Source organism: Pseudomonas fluorescens, assembly GCF_902497855.1.
In the GTDB taxonomy this organism is placed as follows: domain Bacteria; phylum Pseudomonadota; class Gammaproteobacteria; order Pseudomonadales; family Pseudomonadaceae; genus Aquipseudomonas; species Aquipseudomonas fluorescens_BI.
The window spans coordinates 292,630-315,479 of sequence record NZ_CABVHU010000001.1 but is presented as its reverse complement, the minus strand read 5'-3'; the positions used below and the strand labels follow the sequence as shown (position 1 = coordinate 315,479).

The following is a 22,850-nucleotide window of genomic DNA, read 5'->3' as shown; positions in this document are numbered from 1 at the left end:
TCGTTCCCACGCTCTGCGTGGGAATGCAGCCCGGGACGCTCTGCGTCCCAAGAGCGGACGCGGAGCGTCCGTTGAGGCATTCCCACGCGGGAGCGTGGGAATGATCAACACAGGAAGTGGCGTTTACGAGATCAATGCCGGCGCTTGAGGGTATCGGAGGGCAACTCACCGAACTGCTTGCGGTAGTTGTCCGAAAACCGCCCCAGGTGCAGGAAGCCGTAATCCATCGCCACCTCCGTGACATTGCGCACGTTGCAGGTCGGGTCGCTCAGGCAGGCATTGATGCGCTCGAGGCGCTTGTGCCGGATGTAGTTCTTCGGCGTGGTGCCGGCGTTGCGTTCGAACAAGCCATAGAGCGAGCGCAGGCTCATCCGCGCCTGGCGGGCCAGCTCTTCGCTGTCGATGTCCTGCTTGAGGTTACGCTCGATGTAGTCGGCGATCACCTCGAAGGTGGCGGTCTGTGAGCCGAGACTGATGCGGCTGACATTGGTCTTCATCAGGCTGAGCATCTTGTTGACGATGATCTGCGCGTAGTACTCCTGCACCTTGGGATTGTGCTCGGTGGCCTCGGCTTCCTGGCAAATCATGGCCAGCAGTCCGACGAAACCTTCAAGCTCGTCGAGCTGATAGCGGTTCTCCAGGAACCGCACGCCCTGCCCCGGGTACCGCCAGCGCTGTTCATCGCACACGGACTGGAGCAACGGCGTGGGGACCTTGAGGATGAATTTCTCGCAATCGTCGGAGTAAGTCAGGTCCACCGGATCGTCGGGGTTGATCAACAGCAATTCGCCGGGGGCAAAGTAGTGTTCCTGGCCGTGGCCACGCCACAGGCAGTTGCCTTGCAGCAACACTTGCAGGTGATAGATGCTTTCCAGGGCACCGGAGGTGACCCGTACGCTACCGCCATAGCTGATGCGACAGAGGTCGAGGCTGGCAAACTTGCGGTGATTGAGACTGGCCAACGGTCGCCCGGCCCGAGGCATCAGGATGCAATGGTTACCGACATGCTGATTGACGTAGCCCGACACCGCGTAAGGATCGGCGTGGTCGAATACGGTGCTGCGCTGACTCAACAATTGCGCTTGCATCATCGGGTCACTCTCGTTGTTGTTGTAGGGTGCTGCGGTCTTGCGGGGCAGAGCTCGTAACAAGCAAAGCCACGAGATAAACGGTTGGTTATCTCGTGGCCCGGGACCATTGCTTGAGGATATCAGTCCTCGAGCGCGCGAACCCGCTCGTGACGCTGCTGTTCATCGGGTTGTGCAGAGGCCTGCAAGGTGAAATCGAAGTCGATTTCGGCAAAACGACCGCTCACCCCATGGGCCGCTGCCCGCGCCTGATCGTCGCTGAAGGTGATCTTGGCGATCAGCTCGTCACGGGTGGCATAGGCAAAATCGTCGTGCAGGTATTGATCGCCATCGAGGTTGATCTGGGTGGTCAGGTGGCGATGATCCGGCGCCGAGATGAAGAAGTGGATATGCGCCGGACGCTGGCCATGACGGCCCAGTTGATCGAGCAGCTGCTGGGTCGGACCGTCCGGCGGGCAACCGTAGCCGGACGGCACGATGCTGCGCAAGCGATAGCGACCTTCGGCATCGGTGACGATGCGCCGACGCAGGTTGAATTCCGATTGTGTGGTATCGAAGTAGGAGTAGGTGCCGCCGGTGTTGGCGTGCCAGACATCCACCACCGCACCGGCCAGGGGTTCGCCGTCGGTGTTCTTGACCTGGCCTTGCATAAACAGCACCACACCCGGATCGACGCCGTCGTCCAGACGTGCCTGGCCTTCCGACAGCGGCGCCCCGGCCACGTACAGCGGGCCTTCGATGGTCCGCGGCGTGCCGCCAGCCTTGCCGGCCTGCTCGTCTTCGGCGTCCATCAACAGGTCGAGATAATGCTCCAGACCAATACCGGCCACCAGCAACCCTGCCTCCTGGCGCGCACCCAGCACGTTGAGGTAGTTGACGGCTTTCCAGAACTCTTCCGGAGTCACGGCCAGGTCTTCGATGATATTCACCGAGTCACGCAGGATGCGGTAGACCAGGGCCTTGGTGCGCGGGTTGCCTGCATCGTTGAGCAGGCCGCTGGCCTCTTCGAGAAACTTTTGTACTTCGGCAGTATGGGAAATCTTGACGTTCATTTTGGTGGGTTCCTCATCTTGTAATTATTAGCGTAGCGAACTGAACAGGCTGGGTTCAGCGGTCATCTTCGCGAATCGACGAAGGATGCCGGCACATCGCGGTGACTTCGATCGCCATATACGGGTACAACGGCAGCTGCATCAGCAGATCGTGCAATTCCTGGACGCTATCGACATCGAATACGCTGTAATTGGCATACAGCCCGGCGATGCGCCACAGATGACGCCACTTGCCCTGCTCTTGCAGGCGCTGGGCCAGGGCTTTTTCGTCAGCCTTGAGCCTGGCGGCGACTTCGGGATTCATGTCGACCGGCAGGTTCACGGTCATTTTTACGTGGAACAGCATGATGCACTCCTCAGGCGTGATGAAGGACAGTGGAAGATTTGTCGCGACGGAAAAACGCCAGGCGCTCTTCATCCAGGCTCAGGCCCAGGCCCGGTGTTTTCGGCACGTGCAGTTCGAAGTCGCGATAGACCAGCGGCTCGCCGAGAATGTCCTCGGTCAGCAGCAAAGGACCGAACAGCTCGGTGTCCCAGGCCAGTTTGTTCAGGGTGACAAAGGCATGGGCCGAGGCCAGGGTGCCGACGCCACCTTCAAGCATCGTGCCGCCGTACAGGGCAATACCGGCCGCTTCGGCGATGGCCGCAGTGCGCAACACGGCACGAGGGCCGCCATTCTTGGCGATTTTCAACGCAAACACCGACGCCGCGCCTTCCCGCGCCAGGTTGAAGGCATCCTCCACGCATTCGATGGACTCATCGGCCATGATCGGCGCCGGGCTCATGGCGTTCAGACGCGCCATGCCGGAGCGGTTGTTGCGCGAGATCGGTTGTTCGATCAGATCGATGCCGTTGGTGCCCAGGATCCGGCAGGCACGCAAGGCGACTGCCTCATCCCAGGCCTGATTGACATCGACCCGCACGCTGGCGCGATCACCCAGGGCTTTCTTGATCGCAATGACGTGGGCCAGGTCGCGGTTGACTTCACCGGCGCCGATTTTCAGCTTGAAGATCCGGTGACGGCGCAGGTCGAGCATTTGTTCGGCTTCGGCGATGTCCTTGGCGGTGTCGCCACTGGCCAGGGTCCAGGCCACTGGCAGGGCATCACGCACGCGGCCGCCGAGCAATTCGCTGACCGGCAAGCCGAGGCGCTTGCCCTGGGCGTCGAGCAACGCGGTCTCGATGCCGGATTTGGCGAACGTGTTGCCACGGATGCTGCGCTCCAGACGCAACATCGCGGCGTTCACGTTGCTGGCGTCCTGGCCCAGCAGCAGCGGCGCGAAATGTTTATCGATATTGGTCTTGATGCTTTCAGGGCTTTCGTTGCCGTAGGCCAGGCCGCCGATGGTGGTGGATTCGCCGATGCCTTCCATGCCGTCGGCGCAACGCACACGAATGATCACCAGGGTCTGGTTCTGCATGGTGTGCATCGCCAGCTTGTGCGGGCGGATGGTCGGCAGATCGACGATGATCGTCTCGATCGATTCAATGGCTGTTGCAAGCATGTCGATACCCGTCAGGTTCTTGAAGTTCTGATATGGATTCTCGTACGGCTTTTTCCGGGCGGCCAATATAGAATTGGTCTGGCTTGATACCTTAAAGGTATTCAACCACTGCCCATCGGGAGGCTCCATGGAACTGCGTCACCTGCGTTACTTTCAGGTATTGGCCAAAACCCTCAATTTCACCCGTGCCGCCGAGCTGCTGCACATCGCCCAGCCACCGCTGAGTCGACAGATCCAGCAACTGGAAGACGAGCTGGGGGTCATGTTGCTGGAGCGCGGGCGGCCGCTGAAGCTGACCGACGCCGGGCGGTTTTTCCATGAGCACTCCAGCGCCCTGCTCGAACAGCTGGCCAAGGTGTGCGACAACACGCGGCGCATCGGTCTGGGCGAAAAGACCTGGCTGGGCATCGGCTTTGCGCCATCGACCCTCTACGGCGTCCTGCCCGAGCTGATTCGCCGCTTGCGCAGCGGTGAGCCCCTGGAACTTGAACTGGGACTGTCGGAAATGACCACGCTGCAACAGGTGCAGGCGCTCAAGGCCGGGCGCATCGATATCGGCTTCGGGCGGATCCGTATCGACGACCCGGCCATTATCCAGACCGTGTTGACCGAAGACCGGCTGGTCGCCGCCCTGCCCGCCGGTCACCCGTTGCTGGCCGGGCCGATCAGCTTGCGCGAACTGGCGAAGGAACCCTTTGTGCTGTACCCCGGCAACCCGCGGCCGAGCTATGCCGACCATGTGATTGCCTTGTTCGAATCCTATGGCGTGAGCATCCATGTGGCGCAATGGACCAATGAACTGCAAACCGCCATCGGCCTGGTGGGCGCAGGCATCGGGGTCACGCTGGTGCCGGCTTCGGTGCAATTGCTGCACCGCGACGACATCGGCTTCACCCCGCTGCTGGAAGACAACGCCACCTCGCCGATTATTCTCAGCCGGCGAGTGGGTGATGTATCGCCGGGGTTGAATCATTGCTTGCGGATGATCGATGAGCTGTTGCCGACGGCATGAAGCGGCGATGCGACAGGCGCATGCGTCTTAAGAGGAATCCAGTAGGGTCGAAATGGATGGTTCGGTCGTCAGGTCGCCATCGCCCATGTAGGAGCTGGCTTGTCGGATCGCCGCACCGCAGCGAAGGACGTCAACGATAACGCGTGTCTTCCTGAATCTACGCGGGGTCCTTGAGTGCTTCGCTGGCAAGCCAGCTCCTACATTGGAAGCGCGCAGCGTGCTTCAACGGGGGTTGCCGTTCCAGAGCCAGTTCCAGATACCCGGCAGTTTGACCGCCTGTGAACTGTCTTGAACGGTGCGTGCCATGGCGGCGCGTTGCAGCGCTGCCGTATCGTCATAAAACGGCTTTTGCGCCACTTTCACTCCGGTCGCACGGGCGCTGTCGACAAGGATCTGCAGGTACTCCCGGGTATGTCGCGCCGTGTAACGATTGAGATCGTGAAAGGTCACCACCACCGGAATCACGCCATCCACCGACGGCAGCTCGCCCCGCGCGATACGTTCGCGGATTTCGGAAAGTTGCCGCAGCATATGCGCTCTTCGACGGGGGCTGGCGTTGAAACCCCAGATCTTGCCGTCATTGGCGCTCAGGTCGGTGAGCAGCAGATGCAGACCGTGTCGCTGATATGCGGCAAAGGTGCGTGTGTCGTAGCTCCAGAATGGCGGACGTAACAAGGTCGGTGGTACGCCGGTGATCGCTGCAATATCGGCGCTGCCGTTGCTCAGCGACTGCTCCAGTTTTTCCGTGTCCAGGGCGCGATGATTGCTGTGCCCCGGCGTGGCGGTGTGAAAGCCCAGAACGTGACCTTCGGCTTGTTCGCGATGCATGATTTCACGCCCCAACTCGCTGCCCCCGGCCCGTGAGGCCCGGGTCTGGACGAAGAACACCGCCTTGATGTCCGCTTGCAGCGGATTGCGCGCCAGGCTGTCGAGCACGGTCACGGTCGGGTTCCAGAAGCTGGATGCACTGGGGCCGTCATCGAAGGTCAGCAGAAAACGGATCGGAGCTTGCGCACGCAGACGTTGCTCGGTCTGCGGCGTCATGTCGATGGGAGAAGCGATGCACCCCAGCAGACCGACTGCGATGGCGAACGCCGATAAAACCTTGACCAGCTGTTTCATGTTTTGCCTTGGGCCAGACTGTTGCGCCCAGACATGTGTGCGGGCGCAGGTTGGAACAAGGTACACCGGGTTTGGTTCCGAGGCTTATAGAACCTGACGCTCAACCGCAAATGCATGAAGGGCTAAGGCAGCATTCATTGTAGGAGCTAGCTTGCTAGCGAAGGTCGACAACGATAACGCGTGCTTCCTGGCGAAACGCGGCGCTCCCGGGTCCATCGTCGGAACGCCGCCCGAAGCAAGCTTGCTCCTGCAATGGCATCAGTGCAAATCGATCAGGGTTTCAACGGAATCTCCACATCGCGATCTGACAACTCTCTGCTGTCATCATGCTTCCAGGTCTGGGACGAACGCCGCTGCTGTTCGAGTTCTTCTTCCGTCGGTTCATCCATCTCTTCATCATCCGGTTCCGGACGCTTTTGGTCAGTTGCCATGCTCACCTCTCTACCTGAAGGGATCGGTCATCAACTTTAAGCGTAGAACAGTTTCGAGTACCCGACTCAGAGCCACCCGCGCAGCAAAAAGAAAAAGCCCATGCTCAACAGCATGCTGAGCAAGGTGTTGCGGGTGTAGAGCACCAGCCCCACCGCCACCAGCGAGCTGATCAGGTAGGGATTGTCCCACTGCAGGTTCAACTGTTTGTCCGGCATGAACACGATCGGCCCGCAGATCGCAGTCAGCATGCCCGGTACCGCAAAACCGAGGAATTGCCGGGCATTGCTGCTCAGGCGCAGCGGCAACCGGGGTTCGAGAAACACGTAGCGATTGAGGAATACCAGAATCCCCATCCCGACAATCACCGCCCAGACCATCATGTGCGACCACCATAAATTTTGTTGCAGACAAAGCCGGCCGCCATGCCCGCCAACCCCGCCAGCACCAGCGCCGAACCCCATTGCCAATAGCTGAACAGCACCGAGCAGAACAGCGAAACCGCCACGCACACCACGGTCGGCACGTTGCGCACCACCGGGGTAATCAGGGCGATAAAGGTCGCCGCGATGGAGAAGTCCAGTCCCAGATGCTCCAGGCCCGGAATGCTGCTGCCCAGCACGATGCCGGCCAGGGTGAAGAGGTTCCAGGCGATGTAAAACGTCAGGCCGACGCCCAGGGCGTACCAGCGGTTGAACTGCTGTTTGTCATGGGCACTGGTCAGGGCGAACAGTTCGTCGGTGAGCAAAAAGCCCAGCCCCGCCCGCCAGCGACCCGGCAGCGGCGAAATCACCGAACGCAGACTCATCCCGTACAGCAGATGCTGGGACGTCAATAGCACAGTGGTCAGCAGAATCGAAAAGATCCCGGCACCGCCCTTGAGCATGCCGATGGCCACCAGTTGCGCCGCTCCGGCAAACACGATGCTCGACAAGCCCTGGCCTTGCAAGGGCGTGAGATTGGCTTCGATGGCCATGGAACCGGCCAGCAGCCCCCAAGGCGCGGTCGCCAGTGACAACGGCATGATCGCCACGGCGCCGCGAAGAAAGGCGCTGCGCGGCATGAGTGAGTTGGACATAACGCTCTACAACCAGGGAAAGTCTCCAGACTGTGCCAGCACCCGCCCCTGATGGCTTGAACAATCTTGCGCACTTGCACGCAACCGGCGTCGATTGTTCGCCTCCGTCACCCGCCCGAGTACCATGGAGCCATTGGCATAACACTTCTGGGTGTCGACATGCTGTACCGAATCGCCGCCGACGGGCTGGTGCTGTTTCACCTGCTGTTCATTCTGTTCGTGTTGTTCGGCGGCCTGCTGGTGCTCAAATGGCGCCTTTTGATCTGGTGGCATCTGCCTGCGGCCGTGTGGGGTGTTTCGGTGGAAGTCTTCCACTTGCCCTGCCCGCTGACTGACTGGGAAAACCTCATGCGCCACGGGGCCGGGCAAACCGGCTACGGTGGCGGCTTCATCGAACATTACCTGTTGCCGGTCATTTACCCGGCCGGCCTGACGCCGGACATTCAGCTGGGGCTGGGTAGCGTGGTGCTGGTGATCAATGGGCTGGTCTATGTTCGGCTGATCAGGTTACGTCGGGCATCCTGCCGCTAAGATCAAAAGATCGCCCGGCGTGATGACACTCAATTGGCAATCACGCTCATGTTCCGGCCACTGGCCTTGGCGACATAGAGCGCCTTGTCCGCCGCGCTGACCAGATCGTTGGGCTGATCCTGAGAGGCCGGGTTGTAGGCGCAAACCCCCAGGCTGACGGTGACCGTGCCCTCAACGCCCTCGCTGTGGGCGATGCCGGCCTGCTGCACCGCGCGCCGGATTTTTTCCGCCACCAGGAACGCGCCCACATAGTCGGTGCCGGGCAACACCACCGTGAACTCTTCACCGCCATAACGCGCGGCCAGGTCACCGGGGCGCTTGATGTGATCGCTGATGATCGTGCTGATGCTGCGCAAACTCTCATCGCCCGCCACATGACCGTAAAGGTCATTGAAGCTCTTGAAGTGGTCGACATCTATCATCAGCAGTGCGAGGTGGGTCTGGCTGCGCCGGGCCCGGCCCATTTCGGCCAGAATGAACAAATCGAATTCACGCCGGTTGGACAACCCGGTCAATGCATCCTCCAGCGCCAGCAACTCCAGGCTGCGGTTGACCTCGATCAGCTTTTCCTGGGCATCGAGCAACACGTTCTGTACGTGATTCTGCTGCTTCATGAGGCGAATGAGGCGATAACCGAAAACCGCCAGAAACCCGAGAAACAACGAAACGATGCCCGCGCTCAGCAGCGCCTGCTCACGCCAGCCGGCCAACACTTCCTGTTTATCCAGCGCGGCAAAGATGATCAGCGGATAACCGTCGATCCTGCGAAATCCGACTACCCGCTCGGTGCCATCCACATAGGAGGTGACCGTTGCAGTGCCTGAATCGCCCTTGGGCAGCAATTGCGTGAACAGCGGCCCCTTGGCGACGCTGGTGCCGACTTCAGCCTCCTTGAACGGCCGGCGAACGACGATGCTGGCGTCGTCGGCGATCAGGTTGATCACGCCGTTATTGCCCATGTCGATACTGTCGTAGAGCGTAAGGAAATGACTGAGGTAGAGGGTTGCCAGCGCCACGCCGGCGAAGCTGCCATCGGGATGATTGACGCGGCGCGACACCGTCATGATCCATTCACGGGTGGAACGACTCTTGATCGAGGGGCCAATGTGCGGTCCACGGTCGGGATGATCACGATGGAAGATGAAATACTCGCGGTCGGCATTGTTCGCGCCGGGCATGACGGCGCCGTTGGAGTTGGCAATCCAGCGCCCTTGCTCGTCATAAACGAACAAACCATGAATCTGGCTCAACTCACTGCGCTGGGCCGCGAGCAAACGCTCAAGCCTTGGCACCTGGCCCTGGGTGATGCCGTCGTTTTCAAGGCGGTCGACCAGCGTGAACAACAGGGTATCGGCCTGCTTGATCGACGCCTGTGCCTGGGAGGCCAGGGTCTGCGCAAGGTTGGACATCGCCACTTCCTTGTCATGCAGATGGTACTGGCGCGAGTTCCAGGTTTCCCAGATCACGATCGCGGTCATGGACAGGCACACCGCGAGCAGCAGGAACACCACCGAGCGAACCTTGAGGCGGGTCACTGATTGTTCGGCGATAAGCGCCACGCCGTGGCGCGATTGTTCGATTCGATCTTTAACGGACGGATGCCCCATGACGCTCCCTGAATCCCGATGAACCGGCGACCCATCCCGGTCGCCGTTGTTGTCTACCCATTGTAGCGTTCACTATGCCTGATCGGCTCAGCCTGGTCCTCATCTGCCCGCACCCCTGGCTGCCATTGCACACCCTGGCGTCTACCGCGACGTCTGCTTCAGCGCCTCGATCAAGGCCGGATTCAACCGGGTCTGTTCGGTGTCGATGCCCAGGGCTTCCATCCGCGCCTTGTGTTGATCCATCTCGCGCGTCAACTGGCTGTGATCACTGGAATTGCCGTCCAGTTCATGCATCTGGCTCAGCCCGAGATGGTAGAAGCGCAACAGCTTCATCGCGCTCGGGTCCCCCTGTTCCACGGCTGCCGTGACCTGGTGCATGACGTTGGTGATGCTCATCAGGCTGCGCTTGAGCTGCCAGCCATAGACGGCCGGCGCCATCCATTCCTGGGTCCAGAAGGTGCTGCGCATCAACGCGACCATCAGCAGCACCGCCACAAACACGCCACCGACATTGAAACGCAGATTGTCCCCGCCAGGCTCGCCGAACAGCGTCACCGCAGCGGTGGACAACACCATCGCCAGCGCCAGGAAAATCAGGGCGATGATCACCGTGCTGCGACGTGTCTGCTGTCGATAGGTGGCGGCATTCTTCGGCTGGATTTCGAACATTGCGTCGGGTTTCCTTCGGACAGGGGCAAAAAGTGTGCGGGGCATTATCGCCTCTGCGGGGGATTTAGCTATGCTGGGGCTTCTTTTCATCTATTTATCGTCACACGGGAAAATGGCGATCCAGCGCAGTTCGTGCCATCTTCTTTCATGGATGCATACTATTCGGATGCCATCGGCCCTTTGCGGGGCAATGACATCGTTTTAAGGATCATTGAATGACCCAACGACATGTAATCAACGCCTCGGTCAGCCCCAAAGGCAGCCTGGAAACCCTCTCTCAACGTGAAGTACAGCAACTGAGCGAAGCCGGATCCGGCAGCACCTACACCCTCTTCCGCCAGTGCGCCCTGGCCATCCTCAATACCGGCGCCCATGTTGATAACGCCAAGACCATCCTTGAAGCCTACAAGGACTTCGAAATCCGCATACACCAGCAGGACCGGGGCGTTCGCCTCGAACTGCTGAACGCACCTGCCAACGCCTTCGTCGATGGCGAAATGATAGCCAGCACCCGGGAAATGCTGTTCAGCGCCCTACGCGACATCGTCTACACCGAAAATGAACTCGACGCCCAGCGCATCGACCTGAGTACCTCCCAGGGCATCAGCGACTACGTATTCCACCTGCTGCGCAACGCCCGCACCCTGCGCCCCGGCATCGAACCGAAGATCGTGGTGTGCTGGGGCGGCCACTCGATCAATACCGAAGAATACAAATACACCAAGGAAGTCGGCCACGAACTGGGCCTGCGCAGCCTGGACATCTGCACCGGTTGCGGCCCCGGCGTGATGAAAGGCCCGATGAAAGGCGCGACCATCGCCCACGCCAAGCAACGCATCCATGGCGGACGTTACCTCGGCCTGACCGAACCCGGCATCATCGCCGCGGAAGCACCGAACCCGATCGTCAACGAACTGGTGATCCTGCCGGACATCGAAAAACGCCTGGAAGCCTTCGTCCGTGTCGGCCACGGCATCATCATCTTCCCCGGCGGCGCGGGCACCGCCGAAGAGTTCCTGTACCTGCTGGGCATCCTGATGCACCCGGACAACGCGGGCCTGCCCTTCCCGGTCATCCTCACCGGGCCGAAACACGCGGCGCCGTACCTGGAACAGCTTGATGCGTTTGTTGGCGCTACGCTGGGTGAAGGCGCCAAGCAACATTACGAGATCATCATCGACGACCCGGCCGAAGTGGCGCGCCAGATGACCCAGGGCCTCAAGGCGGTGAAGCAGTTCCGCCGCGAACGCAACGACGCCTTTCATTTCAACTGGCTGCTGAAGATCGACGAAGGCTTCCAGCGACCGTTCGATCCGACCCACGAAAACATGGCCAACCTGCAACTGAGCCGCGACCTGCCGGCCCACGAACTGGCCGCCAACCTGCGCCGCGCGTTCTCCGGCATCGTCGCCGGCAACGTCAAGGACAAGGGCATCCGCCTGATCGAAGATCACGGGCCGTACCAGATCCGTGGCGATGCGGCGGTCATGCAGCCGCTGGATCAACTGCTCAAGGCCTTTGTCGCCCAGCACCGGATGAAATTGCCCGGTGGCGCGGCGTATGTTCCGTGTTATCAAGTGGTTGCGTGACATTGCTCAAGTAAATACTTGTGGTGAGGGTTGTTTCCCCCCGCCACAAGTACCTCCTTGGAGTGCGCAACGTGCGAATGACAAGAGGGTTGAGCGATGGAACATGTGAACCACATCCTGATCGTCGACGACGATCGCGAGATCCGCGAACTGGTTGGCAATTACCTGAAGAAAAACGGCCTGCGCACCACCATGGTCGCCGATGGCCGGCAGATGCGCAGCTTTCTCGAAGCCAACACCGTGGACCTGATCGTGCTCGACATCATGATGCCCGGCGATGACGGCCTGCTGCTGTGTCGCGAGTTGCGCTCGGGCAAGCACAAGGCCACGCCGATCCTGATGCTCACCGCCCGTAATGATGAAACCGACCGGATCCTCGGCCTGGAGATGGGCGCCGACGACTACCTGACCAAACCCTTCGCCGCCCGCGAACTGCTGGCGCGGATCAATGCCGTGCTGCGCCGCACGTGGATGCTGCCACCCAACCTGCTGATCACCGAAAGCGGCCGGCAGCTGGGCTTCGGCCGCTGGCGCCTGGACACCACCGCCCGCCACCTGCTGGACGAAGACGGCACCATGGTCGCCCTCAGCGGTGCCGAATACCGCCTGTTGCGGGTGTTCCTCGATCACCCGCAACGGGTCCTCAGCCGCGATCAACTGCTCAACCTGACCCAGGGCCGCGACGCCGACCTGTTCGACCGTTCCATCGATTTGCTGGTCAGCCGTTTGCGCCAGCGGCTCAAGGATGACTCCCGGGAATCGACCTACATCAAGACAGTACGCAGCGAAGGCTATGTGTTCTCTTACCCGGTGGAATTGCTCGGCGCAGAGTCATGATGCCTGGCTGACGATGGATCAACGCGCTCGATAAAGACTATGCGTCAGGGTGTTTTTTCATCGCAATGCTCCAGCTCTACAGTGGCGACATCTTCTTCCCACACTTCTGGAGCACATCATGAAAAGCATCATCGGCCTTGGTTTCGCCCTGTCGGTTCTGGGTGCTACATCCGCCATTGCGGCTCCGCACGCCGCTTCAACTGTCGCTGCGGCGGCTAAAGTCAGCCAGCCGGCATTGTTGAATGTGAACACCGTTGGTATTGACCGTAAAGACAGCCAACAGGGCAAACTCTACGTCGCGGAAAACCGTCCCGAGTTTGGTTCGAAATATCAGCGTTATTGATCAACGGCGTTGTGCTGCCTGATACAGCCCCCCTGTAGGAGCTGGCTTGCCAGCGAAGGCGTCCATTCAGTCAATGAATGTATCGATTGACCCACCGCTTTCGCTGGCAAGCCAGCTCCTACAAGGGATCGGTGTCATGCCCGAAAAGGGAGATCGGTGTCATGCCCGAAAACGTTGATCGGTGTTCATGCCCAAAAACCAGGCCCGCTATCCGCCAGTAACCAGTCGAGCGGCAAGCGCCTTGGCCTGACTCGCCACATCCGTCACCGCCGTACTCTCCCACCACATCCCACGCAACGGCGGCCCCATGGCAAACAGTCGACTGGCAACCTGACCATCAACGCCCACCACCGCCCCATCAACCTCGGCCGCAATCCCCAACGCCAACGGCCCCGGCCGTACCAGCCCGCGAGCCAGCAACTGCTGGGGCAACGGCAGCGCCACCCGCCGCCAGTCGTACTCGATCCCGCTGGAGTTGATCAATGCCGCACCACTGACAACAACGGTTCCAGCTTCCCCGCGTCGACGAATACGAATGCTCACTTCACCGCCCGAAGACGGCTCCAGCCCCTTGAACGACGCCGCCTGAATCCGTAACCGCCCTTGCCCATGCAGCCGTTCCACCAGTTCAGCACTCAAGGGGGGCGAACGATGGTGATGGCTCTCCCACCACGGCCGCACATGCCGCACAAACTGCCGACGCTGCACGTCCGTCGCCTGATTCCACAGCCGGCCGATGTGCGCCCGCACCGTATCCAGCGGCGCCTGCCAGTCGATGCCCTGGGCGATGGCGTCCCGGCAATGCCGGCGCAATTCGCGCACCAGCTGTCGCGGCGTGCGAATGCTCGGGGCCTCGGCCAGAAAATCCGCCCAGGCCGGCGGCTGTCGACGCACATGCGGCAGCAGCCCATGGCGCGAAAACACTTCGATCGGCCCGCGATGCCCGGCCTGTTCCAGCGACACCACGGCATCGACCATGGTCAGGCCCGAGCCGATGATCAGCACGGTCGACTGCGGATCTAGCTGACGCATGGCAACGACATCCCACGGGTCGAGTGCCGCAGCGTTCAACCCGCTGGATTCGGTCTGCGGTGTACGTGCGGCGGGGAACATGCCGGTCGCCAGCACCGCATAAGCACCCTGCAATCGCTGCCCGTCACTCAGGGTCAGCCGCACCGAATCGTCCAGCGTTTGCAAGTCAACCACCTCGGCCCGCACATGCTCGACCGTTGAACCATTCAACGCGCCAATGGCTTGCGCCTCGGCCAGTCGCTGCTGCACGTACAACCCGAAAATCCCCCGTGGCGGGAACAATTCACTGACTGGCACATGCTGCTCATCGGACTCGGGCCAGCCACCCGCCGCGATGAACTCGGTCAGCCATTGGGTCAGGTCGTCGACGTTGTCCGGGTCGACGCTCATGCGCGCCGCGTTGCCGTTGAGGGTATGGCCCAACTCAACCGCGCTATACGCCTCGCCCCGGCCCAGCTCGGAACGGGGCTCGATCACCAGCACCGAACGCTTGCCGGGCAGGCGCAACAGCTGCGCCGCCAGCATAGTGCCGCTGAGGCCGCCGCCGACGATCAGGATGTCTGCATTGCGCAGGGCGTCGGTAACCGGTCCGCTTGGGATTTCGCTCATGCCGTTCTCGCTGGTCAGTGTTTGCCTAATGGAAATAGTGCAGGTCGCCCTGAGTCAACAATGCCTTGCTGCTGCCGGACCGGGCAACGATCTCCTGGACGATAATAGGCGCCAAACCCGTGGCAGGTTCGTCGAGCAATACCAAAGTAGGACGTTTGACGCCGATTTCCTGTGGGCTGGCTCCGGGCGGCGTTCCGACGACGGCGGTGCATCAGTCGACACAAATGCTGAATGACACAACGCCTTCGCTGCGGTGCGGCGATCCGACAAGCCAGCTCCTACAGGGGATGTGTGTTGTGTTGGCGAAGTGTCTACCCGGTGTTGATCGGCAAACAGTCAGATCACCACGTTTCTGACGAACCGCGCGGCCACCGCCCCGTCGTTGCGATAGGCATGGGGCTGGTTGCTGGCAAACATATAGAACTCACCGGCGGCAATCTCGTGTGGCGTGTCGCCGAGCATCAGCGTCAGGCAGCCTTCGAACACGTAGATCTGTTCGCTCCAGCCCTCGGCATCCGGTTGCGACGGATAGATTTCGCCCGGTTGCAGGCACCATTCCCATTGCTCTACTTCGCGAGTAGCGGTGGCCTTGGACAGTAAAACGGCTTTGCTGCCGGGAATCGTCCCGGCCCAGGCCACTTCGTTGATGCGACTGGGGTCGCGGGCGTCCGGGGCCTGGATCAGGTCGCTGAAGGCAACGTCCAGGGCTTCGGCCACGCGGTCGAGGGTGGTCAGGCTGACGTTTTTCTCGCCAGCCTCGATGGCCACCAGCATCCGCCGGCTGACCCCGGATTTTTCGGCCAGCGCAGTCTGGCTCATGTCGGCGGCATGGCGCAGACGCCGAACATTCTGGCTGACATGCTGAAGGACCGAAGCCCGCTGCGTTAAATCTTTGTGCACTATATTGCTCACTCGGCAGGGTTGGGCAGTATACTGCGCAACATTCGACGCATTGTGCGTCGCCCTCAGGTAGCGCGCAAGGTCATGACGTCGGTGAATTCCTCCCAGGCTTCTTCCCGTTTCTCACGGTTCAGCAAGGCCGAGTGCGTGCTGGTGCTGATCACCATGGTCTGGGGCGGTACCTTTTTGCTGGTCCAGCATGCGATGACCGTCAGCGGGCCGATGTTTTTCGTCGGCCTGCGCTTCGCCGCGGCGGCGATCATTGTCGCGGTGTTCTCCTGGCGGCACTTGCGGCAGCTGACCTTGTTCGAGCTCAAGGCCGGGGCCTTTATCGGTGTGGCGATCATGCTCGGTTACGGCTTGCAGACCGTGGGTTTGCAGAGCATTCCCAGCAGTCAGTCGGCCTTCATTACCGCGCTGTACGTGCCCTTCGTGCCGTTACTGCAATGGCTGGTGCTGGGGCGGCGTCCGGGCTTGATGCCGAGCATCGGGATCATGCTGGCGTTTACCGGGTTGATGCTGCTGTCCGGGCCTGCCGGGGCTGCCTTCAATTTCAGCCCCGGTGAAATCGCCACCCTGATCAGCGCCGTGGCGATTGCGGCGGAGATCATCTTGATCAGTACCTATGCCGGCCAGGTCGATGTACGTAGGGTGACGGTGGTGCAACTGGCGGTGACGTCGGTACTGGCGTTCCTGATGGTGGTGCCGACGCAGGAAACAATTCCGGATTTTTCCTGGTTGCTGTTGTGCAGCGCGCTGGGTTTGGGTGCGGCCAGTGCGGCGATCCAGGTGGCGATGAACTGGGCGCAGAAAAGCGTTTCGCCGACCCGGGCGACCTTGATCTATGCCGGTGAGCCGGTGTGGGCCGGGATTGTCGGGCGGATTGCCGGGGAGCGGTTGCCGGCGATTGCTTTGCTGGGGGCGGGGCTGATTGTGGCGGCGGTGATTGTCAGTGAGTTGAAGACCAAGGGGAAGGTTGTTGCGCCTGAGGCCGAGGGCGACCCGGAAGGCGAAGCCGAGCATTGATCGTTCCCACGCTCTGCGTGGGAATGCAGCCCGGGACGCTCCGCGTCTCAAGAGCGGACGCAGAGCGTCCATGAGGCATTCCCACGCAGAGCGTGGGAACGATCAAGGCCTGCCGAATACGGTCCTGGAAACAATGTGAATCAGGTTTTTTCCGTCTACCTTGTAGGATTCTGCGACAGCTTGGCGTTTGGCGATCCGGCGACTGGCACGTATGATGCTTCACAAACTTCCGCAGATTAGAAGCCTATGTCCCTGATAGTTCTACTGCTTCTGCCCTTTGTCGGCAGCTGTTTGGCGGCCGTGCTGCCACACAACGCGCGTAACACCGAATCCTTGCTGGCTGGCCTGGTTGCCCTGATCGGCACCATCCAGGTGGCGTTGCTGTTCCCGCAAATCGCCGATGGCGGTGTGATTCGCGAAGAATTCTCCTGGCTGCCCAGCCTGGGCCTGAACTTCGTGCTGCGCATGGACGGCTTCGCCTGGCTGTTCTCGATGCTGGTGCTGGGCATCGGCACCCTGGTTTCACTGTACGCCCGCTATTACATGTCGCCGGACGATCCGGTGCCACGCTTCTTCGCGTTTTTCCTGGCGTTCATGGGCGCCATGCTCGGCCTGGTGATCTCCGGCAACCTGATCCAGATCGTGTTTTTCTGGGAGCTGACCAGCCTCTTCTCGTTCCTGTTGATCGGTTACTGGCACCACCGCGCCGATGCTCGGCGCGGTGCCTACATGGCGCTGATGGTCACCGGTGCCGGCGGGTTGTGCCTGCTGGCGGGGGTCATGCTGCTTGGCCATGTGGTCGGCAGCTATGACCTGGACAAGGTCCTGGCCGCCGGCGAGCTGATTCGCGCACATGCCCTCTACCCTGTCCTGCTACCCCTGATCCTGATCGGCGCCTTAAGCAAAAGCGCACAATTCCCCTTCCACTTCTGGCTGCCCCACGCCATGGCGGCGCCGACACCGGTCTCGGCCTATCTGCACTCGGCGACCATGGTCAAGGCCGGGGTGTTTCTGCTCGCACGGCTATGGCCGTCACTGTCCGGCAGCGAAGAATGGTTCTACATCGTCAGCGGCGCCGGCGCCTGCACCCTGCTGCTCGGCGCGTACTGCGCGATGTTCCAGAACGACCTCAAGGGCCTGCTGGCCTATTCGACCATCAGCCACCTGGGCCTGATTACCCTGCTGCTGGGGCTGAACAGTCCGCTGGCCGCCGTGGCCGCGGTGTTCCACATTTTCAACCATGCCACGTTCAAGGCCTCGCTGTTCATGGCCGCGGGGATCATCGACCACGAAAGCGGCACCCGCGACATCCGCAAGCTCAGCGGCCTGATCAAGCTGATTCCGTACACCGCCACCCTGGCCATGGTCGCCAGTGCCTCGATGGCCGGGGTGCCGTTGCTCAACGGCTTCCTCTCCAAAGAGATGTTCTTCGCCGAAACCGTGTTCATCAACGCCACGGCCTGGATCGAGATGACCCTGCCGATCGTCGCGACCATCGCCGGGACTTTCAGCGTCGCCTACTCCCTGCGCTTCACGGTCGATGTGTTCTTCGGCCCGACCGCCACCGACCTGCCGCACACCCCGCATGAACCGCCACGCTGGATGCGCGCGCCGGTGGAGTTGCTGGTGTTCGCCTGCCTGATCGTGGGGATTTTCCCGGCGCAGGTGGTCGGCCCGTTGCTGGCCGCCGCGGCACAGCCCGTCGTGGGCGGCGTCCTGCCGGAATACAGCCTGGCGATCTGGCACGGCTGGAACGCGCCGATGATCATGAGCCTGGTCGCCATGTCCGGCGGTATCGTGCTCTACCTGCTGCTGCGCAACCAGCTCAAGCGCGGGCGCTTCAAGTACCCGCCACTGATCGGCCGGTTCAACGGCAAGCGATTGTTCGAGCGCAGCCTGGTGATCAAGATGCGCCTGGCCCGGCGTCTGGAGCGGCGGATCAGCACCAAGCGCCTGCAAACCCAACTGTTCCTGATGGTGCTCGCCGCCGTGCTGGCCGGGTTGATCCCGATGCTCCACAGCAGCCTGAGCTGGGGCGACCGCCCGAAGATTGCGGGTTCGATCGTGTTCGTGACCCTGTGGCTGCTGGCGATTGCCTGCGCCCTCGGCGCGGCGTGGCAGGCCAAGTATCACCGGCTCGCGGCCCTGACCATGGTCAGCGTCTGCGGCCTGATGACGTGCATCACGTTCGTCTGGTTCTCGGCGCCGGACCTGGCGCTGACGCAACTGGTGGTCGAAGTGGTGACCACAGTGCTGATCCTGCTGGGCCTGCGCTGGCTGCCACGGCGGATCGAAGAGGTGTCACCGCTGCCGAGCACGCTGCGCAAGGCACGCATTCGCCGTTTGCGCGACTTGCTGCTGTCGATCGCCGTCGGTGGCGGCATGGCGCTGCTGTCCTACGCCATGCTGACGCGCCAGACCCCGAACGATATTTCTTCGTTCTACCTCAGTCGCGCCCTGCCCGAAGGCGGCGGCAGCAACGTGGTCAACGTGATGCTGGTGGACTTCCGCGGCTTCGACACCCTTGGCGAAATCACCGTGCTGGCGGCCGTGGCCCTGACCGTGTTCGCCCTGCTGCGCCGCTTCCGCCCACCGAAAGAAAGCCTGCAGTTGCCGGCCCAGCAGCGCCTGCTCGCGCCCGACGTCGTCACCGACCTGGTCAACCCGCGTCACGCCAGCGACACCGCGCTAGGCTTCATGATGGTGCCGGCGGTGCTCGTGCGCCTGCTGCTGCCGATTGCCTTCGTGGTGTCGGTCTACCTGTTCATGCGCGGGCACAATCAACCGGGCGGCGGCTTTGTCGCGGGCCTGGTGATGTCGGTGGCGTTCATCCTGCAATACATGGTCGCCGGCACCCAGTGGGTCGAGGCGCAAATGAGCCTGCGTCCACTGCGCTGGATGGGCACCGGGCTGCTGTTTGCCACCGTGACCGGGCTCGGGGCGATGGCGGCCGGCTATCCGTTCCTGACCACCCACACCTGGCATTTCGCTTTGCCGGTGTTCGGCGACATTCACATCGCCAGCGCGCTGTTCTTCGATATTGGCGTGTACGCCGTGGTGGTCGGTTCGACCCTGTTGATCCTCACCGCCCTCGCCCACCAATCGGTACGGGGTCACAAGACCGCTGCCCTGCCCAGAGCCGTCGCCACCGAAGGAGCCGTCTGATGGAAGAAGTCATCGCAACCGCCATCGGCGTACTGGCCGCGTCCGGCGTCTGGCTGATCCTGCGCCCGCGCACGTTCCAGGTGGTCATGGGCCTGTGCCTGCTGTCCTACGGCGTCAACCTGTTCATCTTCAGCATGGGCAGCTTGTTCATCGGCAAGGAGCCGATCATCAAGGACGGCGTGCCGCAGGATTTGCTGCACTACACCGACCCGCTGCCGCAAGCGCTGGTGCTGACGGCGATCGTCATCAGCTTCGCCATGACCGCGCTGTTCCTGGTGGTACTGCTCGCGTCCCGAGGCCTGACCGGTACCGACCATGTGGATGGCCGGGAGCCTAAAGAATGAACCTGATGCCGCACCTGATCGCCGCCCCGATTCTGCTGCCGCTGCTGACCGCCGCGGTGATGCTGATGCTGGGCGAGAAACACCGGCCGCTGAAGGCCAAGATCAACCTGCTCTCCAGCCTGGTGGGCCTGGGCATCGCCGTGCTGTTGCTGCAATGGACCCAGGACACCGGTGTGCCCGGCTCCATAGGCGTGTACCTGCCGGGCAACTGGCAAGCGCCGTTCGGCATCGTGCTGGTGGTCGATCGCCTGTCGGCGCTGATGCTGGTGCTGACCGGGATCATCGGCGTCAGCGCCCTGCTGTTCGCGATGGCCCGCTGGGATGGCGCCGGTTCGAGTTTCCACGCGCTGTTCCAGATCCAGATGATGGGCCTCTATGGCGCGTTCCTGACGGCGGACCTGTTCAACCTGTTCGTGTTCTTCGAAGTGCTGCTGGCCGCCTCCTACGGCCTGATGCTCCACGGTTCGGGCCGCTCGCGGGTATCGGCGGGGCTGCATTACATCTCGATCAACCTGCTGGCGTCGTCGCTGTTCCTGATTGGCGCGGCCCTGATCTACGGCGTCACCGGCACCCTGAACATGGCCGACCTGGCGCTGAAGATCCCCCTGGTGCCTGAAGCCGATCGCGGCCTGCTGCACGCCGGCGCGGCGATTCTCGCCGTGGCGTTCCTGGCCAAGGCCGGGATGTGGCCACTGAACTTCTGGCTGGTGCCGGCCTACTCCGCCGCCAGCGCCCCCGTGGCGGCGATGTTCGCGATCATGACCAAGGTCGGCGTGTATACCCTGCTGCGCCTGTGGACCCTGCTGTTCTCCGGCCAGGCCGGCGCGTCGGCGTACTTTGGCGGCGACTGGCTGATCTATGGCGGCATGGCGACCATCGTCTGTGCGGCGGTGGCGATCCTCGCCGCGCAACGCCTGGAGCGCCTGGCGAGCCTGAGCATCCTGGCGTCGGCGGGGATTCTGCTGTCGGCCATCGGTTTCGCCCAACCCAACCTGATCGGCGCGGCACTGTTCTATCTGGTCAGCTCGACCCTGGCCTTGAGCGCGCTGTTCCTGCTGGCCGAGTTGATCGAGCGTTCGCGTTCGGCCAATGAAATGCCGCTGTTCGATGACGGCGACCTGCTGCCACGGCCGCTGGAATCCCTGCAGCCGCCCAAAGGCATCAACCTCGACGACGAACAGAAAGCCGTGGTCGGCCAGGTGATTCCCTGGACCATGGCGTTCCTGGGCTTGAGTTTCATTGCCTGCTCGCTGTTGATCATCGGCATGCCGCCGCTCTCCGGTTTCATCGGCAAACTCGGCCTGCTCAGCGCCCTGCTCAACCCGCTGGGCCTCGGTCATTCCGGCGATGTACCGGTGTCGAACGCGGCGTGGGGCTTGCTGGCGCTGCTGATTATTTCCGGGCTGGCCTCCTTGATTGCCTTCTCGCGCCTGGGCATCCAGCGGTTCTGGACCCCGGAGGAACGGCCATCGCCCTTGCTGCGTCGCTTCGAATGTGTGCCGATCATCGCCCTGCTGGGATTGAGCATCGCGCTCACGTTCAAGGCCGAGCCACTGCTGCGCTATACCCAGGCCGCCGCCGACGCCTTGAACAACCCGCAGCAATACGTGATGGCCGTGCTCGGTACCCGCGCGATTCCAGGCCCCGACGCCAAGGCCGCGCTCGCCGAGGTGCAACCATGAAGCGACTGTTTCCCGCGCCGTGGTTGTCCCTGGCCCTGTGGGTGTTGTGGTTGGTGCTGAACCTGTCGATGAGTCCCGGCAATCTGCTGCTGGGCGCGGTACTGGGGTTCTGCGCGCCGTTGATGATGCGCAAACTGCGTCCGCTGCCGATCCGCATTCGCCGCCCCGGCGTGATCCTGCGCTTGTTCCTGCTGGTCGGGCGCGATGTGCTGGTGTCCAACCTCACGGTGGCCTGGGGCGTGCTCAACGCCGGGCGTCGCCCACCGCGCTCGCGCTTCATCAAGGTGCCGCTGGACCTGCGCGATGCCAACGGCCTGGCGGCCCTGTCGATGATCTGCACCGTGGTCCCCGGCACCGTCTGGTCGGAACTGGCGCTGGATCGCAGCATCCTGTTGCTGCACGTGTTCGATCTGGACGACGAAGCGCTGTTCATCCAGCACTTCAAGGCGACCTACGAGCGCCCCTTGATGGAGATCTTCGAATGAGCCCGCTGCTGTCGAACGCGATCCTGCTCAGCCTGTTCATCTTTTCCCTGGCGATGGTGCTGACCCTGATCCGGCTGTTCAAGGGGCCGTCGGCCCAGGACCGGGTCCTGGCCCTGGATTATCTGTACCTCGTCGCCATGCTGATGATGCTGGCCCTGGGCATTCGTTATGCCAGCGACACCTACTTCGAGGCGGCGCTGCTGATCGCCCTGTTCGGCTTCGTCGGCTCGTTTGCCCTGGCCAAATTCCTGCTGCGTGGCGAGGTGATCGAATGAATATGGAGCTATCGCTGTGGGTGGAGATTCCGGTGGCGATCCTGCTGGTGCTCGCCAGCCTGTTTGCGCTGATCGGCGCCGTCGGGCTGCTGCGGATGAAGGATTACTTCCAGCGCATGCACCCGCCGGCCCTGGCCTCGACACTCGGCGCGTGGTGCGCGGCATTGGCCTCGATCATTTACTTTTCCGCGCTCAAGTTCGCGCCAGTGCTGCATGCCTGGCTGATTCCGATTCTGCTGGCGATCACCGTGCCGGTGACCACCTTGCTGCTGGCCCGGGCGGCGTTGTTCCGCAAGCGCATGGCGGGGGATGATGTGCCGGCTGAGGTGAGCAGTCGGCGAACGAAAAGCGAGAGTCAGATTTAAAGAGGTGTATTGATTCACAGGGCCTCTTCGCTGGCAAGCCAGCTCCTACAGGGATTGGGGTTGGGCACGGATCCCTTGTAGGAGCCGGCTTGCCGGCGAAGCTTT

General features: G+C 61.9%; 24 protein-coding genes and 1 pseudogene. 12 read left to right on the top strand and 13 right to left on the bottom strand.

Features of this window, described 5'->3' with window-relative positions; all coding sequences use genetic code 11:
• Positions 1-131: 131 nt before the first annotated feature.
• The 4 genes from F8N96_RS01495 to F8N96_RS01480 all read right to left on the bottom strand — a co-directional run bounded on the left by F8N96_RS01495 (position 132) and on the right by F8N96_RS01480 (position 3,645).
• Entirely contained in the window at positions 132-1,091 is a 960-nt protein-coding gene (locus F8N96_RS01495; RefSeq protein ID WP_150796266.1) for an AraC family transcriptional regulator, read from the bottom strand.
• Positions 1,092-1,210: 119 nt separating this feature from the next.
• The gene (catA, locus tag F8N96_RS01490; RefSeq protein WP_150796265.1) at positions 1,211-2,140 is read right to left on the bottom strand and encodes a catechol 1,2-dioxygenase; all 930 of its coding nucleotides are present in this window, start codon (positions 2,138-2,140) and stop codon (positions 1,211-1,213) included.
• A 55-nt stretch (positions 2,141-2,195) separates the two neighbouring features.
• Positions 2,196-2,486, bottom strand: a complete 291-nt coding sequence (catC, locus tag F8N96_RS01485; protein ID WP_064677162.1) for a muconolactone Delta-isomerase — start codon at positions 2,484-2,486, stop codon at positions 2,196-2,198.
• Between the two features lie 10 nt (positions 2,487-2,496).
• Positions 2,497-3,645, bottom strand: coding sequence for a muconate cycloisomerase family protein (locus F8N96_RS01480; RefSeq protein ID WP_191635322.1), 1,149 nt, complete (start codon positions 3,643-3,645; stop codon positions 2,497-2,499).
• A 127-nt stretch (positions 3,646-3,772) separates the two neighbouring features.
• On the opposite strand from F8N96_RS01480, the gene F8N96_RS01475 reads away from it, so the two are divergent.
• Positions 3,773-4,657 (top strand): LysR family transcriptional regulator, encoded by an 885-nt coding sequence (locus F8N96_RS01475; protein ID WP_150796264.1) that lies wholly within the window; start codon positions 3,773-3,775, stop codon positions 4,655-4,657.
• 222 nt (positions 4,658-4,879) lie between these two features.
• Here the strand turns inward: F8N96_RS01475 and F8N96_RS01470 are convergent, their stop codons facing one another.
• The 4 genes from F8N96_RS01470 to F8N96_RS01460 all read right to left on the bottom strand — a co-directional run bounded on the left by F8N96_RS01470 (position 4,880) and on the right by F8N96_RS01460 (position 7,286).
• A complete protein-coding gene (locus F8N96_RS01470; protein WP_150796263.1) occupies positions 4,880-5,779 on the bottom strand; it encodes a polysaccharide deacetylase family protein in 900 nt (299 codons plus the stop codon).
• 272 nt (positions 5,780-6,051) lie between these two features.
• Positions 6,052-6,210, bottom strand: a complete 159-nt coding sequence (locus F8N96_RS34965) for a hypothetical protein (protein ID WP_191635321.1) — start codon at positions 6,208-6,210, stop codon at positions 6,052-6,054.
• Between the two features lie 66 nt (positions 6,211-6,276).
• Positions 6,277-6,588: an AzlD domain-containing protein gene (locus F8N96_RS01465; RefSeq protein WP_167355130.1), complete on the bottom strand. Its 312-nt coding sequence runs from the start codon at positions 6,586-6,588 to the stop codon at positions 6,277-6,279.
• Positions 6,588-7,286 carry an AzlC family ABC transporter permease gene (locus F8N96_RS01460; protein ID WP_150796262.1) on the bottom strand — a complete coding sequence of 233 codons (699 nt, stop codon included), beginning with the start codon at positions 7,284-7,286 and terminating at the stop codon, positions 6,588-6,590. The genes F8N96_RS01465 and F8N96_RS01460 overlap by 1 nt, the downstream gene beginning before the upstream one ends.
• A 159-nt stretch (positions 7,287-7,445) precedes the next feature.
• Here F8N96_RS01460 and F8N96_RS01455 point away from each other — a divergent pair, with 159 nt between their 5' ends.
• Positions 7,446-7,817: a DUF2784 domain-containing protein gene (locus tag F8N96_RS01455; protein ID WP_150796261.1), complete on the top strand. Its 372-nt coding sequence runs from the start codon at positions 7,446-7,448 to the stop codon at positions 7,815-7,817.
• Between the two features lie 29 nt (positions 7,818-7,846).
• Here the strand turns inward: F8N96_RS01455 and F8N96_RS01450 are convergent, their stop codons facing one another.
• Positions 7,847-9,424, bottom strand: coding sequence for a sensor domain-containing diguanylate cyclase (locus tag F8N96_RS01450; protein WP_150796260.1), 1,578 nt, complete (start codon positions 9,422-9,424; stop codon positions 7,847-7,849).
• Between the two features lie 141 nt (positions 9,425-9,565).
• A complete protein-coding gene (locus tag F8N96_RS01445) occupies positions 9,566-10,093 on the bottom strand; it encodes a DUF3087 domain-containing protein (protein ID WP_150796259.1) in 528 nt (175 codons plus the stop codon).
• 215 nt (positions 10,094-10,308) lie between these two features.
• Here F8N96_RS01445 and ppnN point away from each other — a divergent pair, with 215 nt between their 5' ends.
• The 3 genes from ppnN to F8N96_RS01430 all read left to right on the top strand — a co-directional run bounded on the left by ppnN (position 10,309) and on the right by F8N96_RS01430 (position 12,862).
• Complete coding sequence (gene ppnN, locus F8N96_RS01440; protein ID WP_150796258.1) at positions 10,309-11,682, top strand: nucleotide 5'-monophosphate nucleosidase PpnN; 1,374 nt, start codon at positions 10,309-10,311, stop codon at positions 11,680-11,682.
• Between the two features lie 96 nt (positions 11,683-11,778).
• Positions 11,779-12,519: a response regulator gene (locus F8N96_RS01435; RefSeq protein WP_150796257.1), complete on the top strand. Its 741-nt coding sequence runs from the start codon at positions 11,779-11,781 to the stop codon at positions 12,517-12,519.
• 118 nt (positions 12,520-12,637) lie between these two features.
• The gene (locus tag F8N96_RS01430; RefSeq protein ID WP_150796256.1) at positions 12,638-12,862 is read left to right on the top strand and encodes a hypothetical protein; all 225 of its coding nucleotides are present in this window, start codon (positions 12,638-12,640) and stop codon (positions 12,860-12,862) included.
• 207 nt (positions 12,863-13,069) lie between these two features.
• On the opposite strand, the gene F8N96_RS01425 is transcribed toward F8N96_RS01430, so the two are convergent.
• The 3 genes and pseudogenes from F8N96_RS01425 to F8N96_RS01420 form a co-directional block, all read right to left on the bottom strand.
• On the bottom strand, positions 13,070-14,503 hold the full coding sequence (locus F8N96_RS01425; protein WP_150796255.1) for an FAD/NAD(P)-binding protein: 1,434 nt from the start codon (positions 14,501-14,503) through the stop codon (positions 13,070-13,072).
• 25 nt (positions 14,504-14,528) lie between these two features.
• Positions 14,529-14,657 (bottom strand): annotated as a pseudogene (locus tag F8N96_RS35225) (ABC transporter ATP-binding protein); the annotation flags it as partial.
• A gap of 182 nt (positions 14,658-14,839) precedes the next feature.
• On the bottom strand, positions 14,840-15,403 hold the full coding sequence (locus tag F8N96_RS01420; protein ID WP_150762602.1) for a helix-turn-helix domain-containing protein: 564 nt from the start codon (positions 15,401-15,403) through the stop codon (positions 14,840-14,842).
• On the opposite strand from F8N96_RS01420, the gene F8N96_RS01415 reads away from it, so the two are divergent.
• The 7 genes from F8N96_RS01415 to F8N96_RS01385 all read left to right on the top strand — a co-directional run bounded on the left by F8N96_RS01415 (position 15,398) and on the right by F8N96_RS01385 (position 22,745).
• A complete protein-coding gene (locus F8N96_RS01415) occupies positions 15,398-16,429 on the top strand; it encodes a DMT family transporter (RefSeq protein WP_150796254.1) in 1,032 nt (343 codons plus the stop codon). The two genes, F8N96_RS01420 and F8N96_RS01415, sit on opposite strands and share 6 nt — an antisense overlap.
• A gap of 246 nt (positions 16,430-16,675) precedes the next feature.
• Positions 16,676-19,594, top strand: a complete 2,919-nt coding sequence (locus F8N96_RS01410; protein WP_150796253.1) for a monovalent cation/H+ antiporter subunit A — start codon at positions 16,676-16,678, stop codon at positions 19,592-19,594.
• Positions 19,594-19,938: a Na+/H+ antiporter subunit C gene (locus F8N96_RS01405; protein ID WP_150796252.1), complete on the top strand. Its 345-nt coding sequence runs from the start codon at positions 19,594-19,596 to the stop codon at positions 19,936-19,938. Before F8N96_RS01410 ends, F8N96_RS01405 begins: the two co-directional genes overlap by 1 nt.
• A complete protein-coding gene (locus tag F8N96_RS01400; RefSeq protein WP_150796251.1) occupies positions 19,935-21,620 on the top strand; it encodes a monovalent cation/H+ antiporter subunit D in 1,686 nt (561 codons plus the stop codon). Before F8N96_RS01405 ends, F8N96_RS01400 begins: the two co-directional genes overlap by 4 nt.
• Positions 21,617-22,105, top strand: a complete 489-nt coding sequence (locus F8N96_RS01395) for a Na+/H+ antiporter subunit E (RefSeq protein ID WP_150796250.1) — start codon at positions 21,617-21,619, stop codon at positions 22,103-22,105. Before F8N96_RS01400 ends, F8N96_RS01395 begins: the two co-directional genes overlap by 4 nt.
• On the top strand, positions 22,102-22,380 hold the full coding sequence (locus tag F8N96_RS01390; protein WP_150796249.1) for a K+/H+ antiporter subunit F: 279 nt from the start codon (positions 22,102-22,104) through the stop codon (positions 22,378-22,380). The genes F8N96_RS01395 and F8N96_RS01390 overlap by 4 nt, the downstream gene beginning before the upstream one ends.
• Positions 22,377-22,745, top strand: coding sequence for a Na+/H+ antiporter subunit G (locus tag F8N96_RS01385; RefSeq protein ID WP_150796248.1), 369 nt, complete (start codon positions 22,377-22,379; stop codon positions 22,743-22,745). Before F8N96_RS01390 ends, F8N96_RS01385 begins: the two co-directional genes overlap by 4 nt.
• The last annotated feature ends 105 nt before the right edge of the window (positions 22,746-22,850 follow it).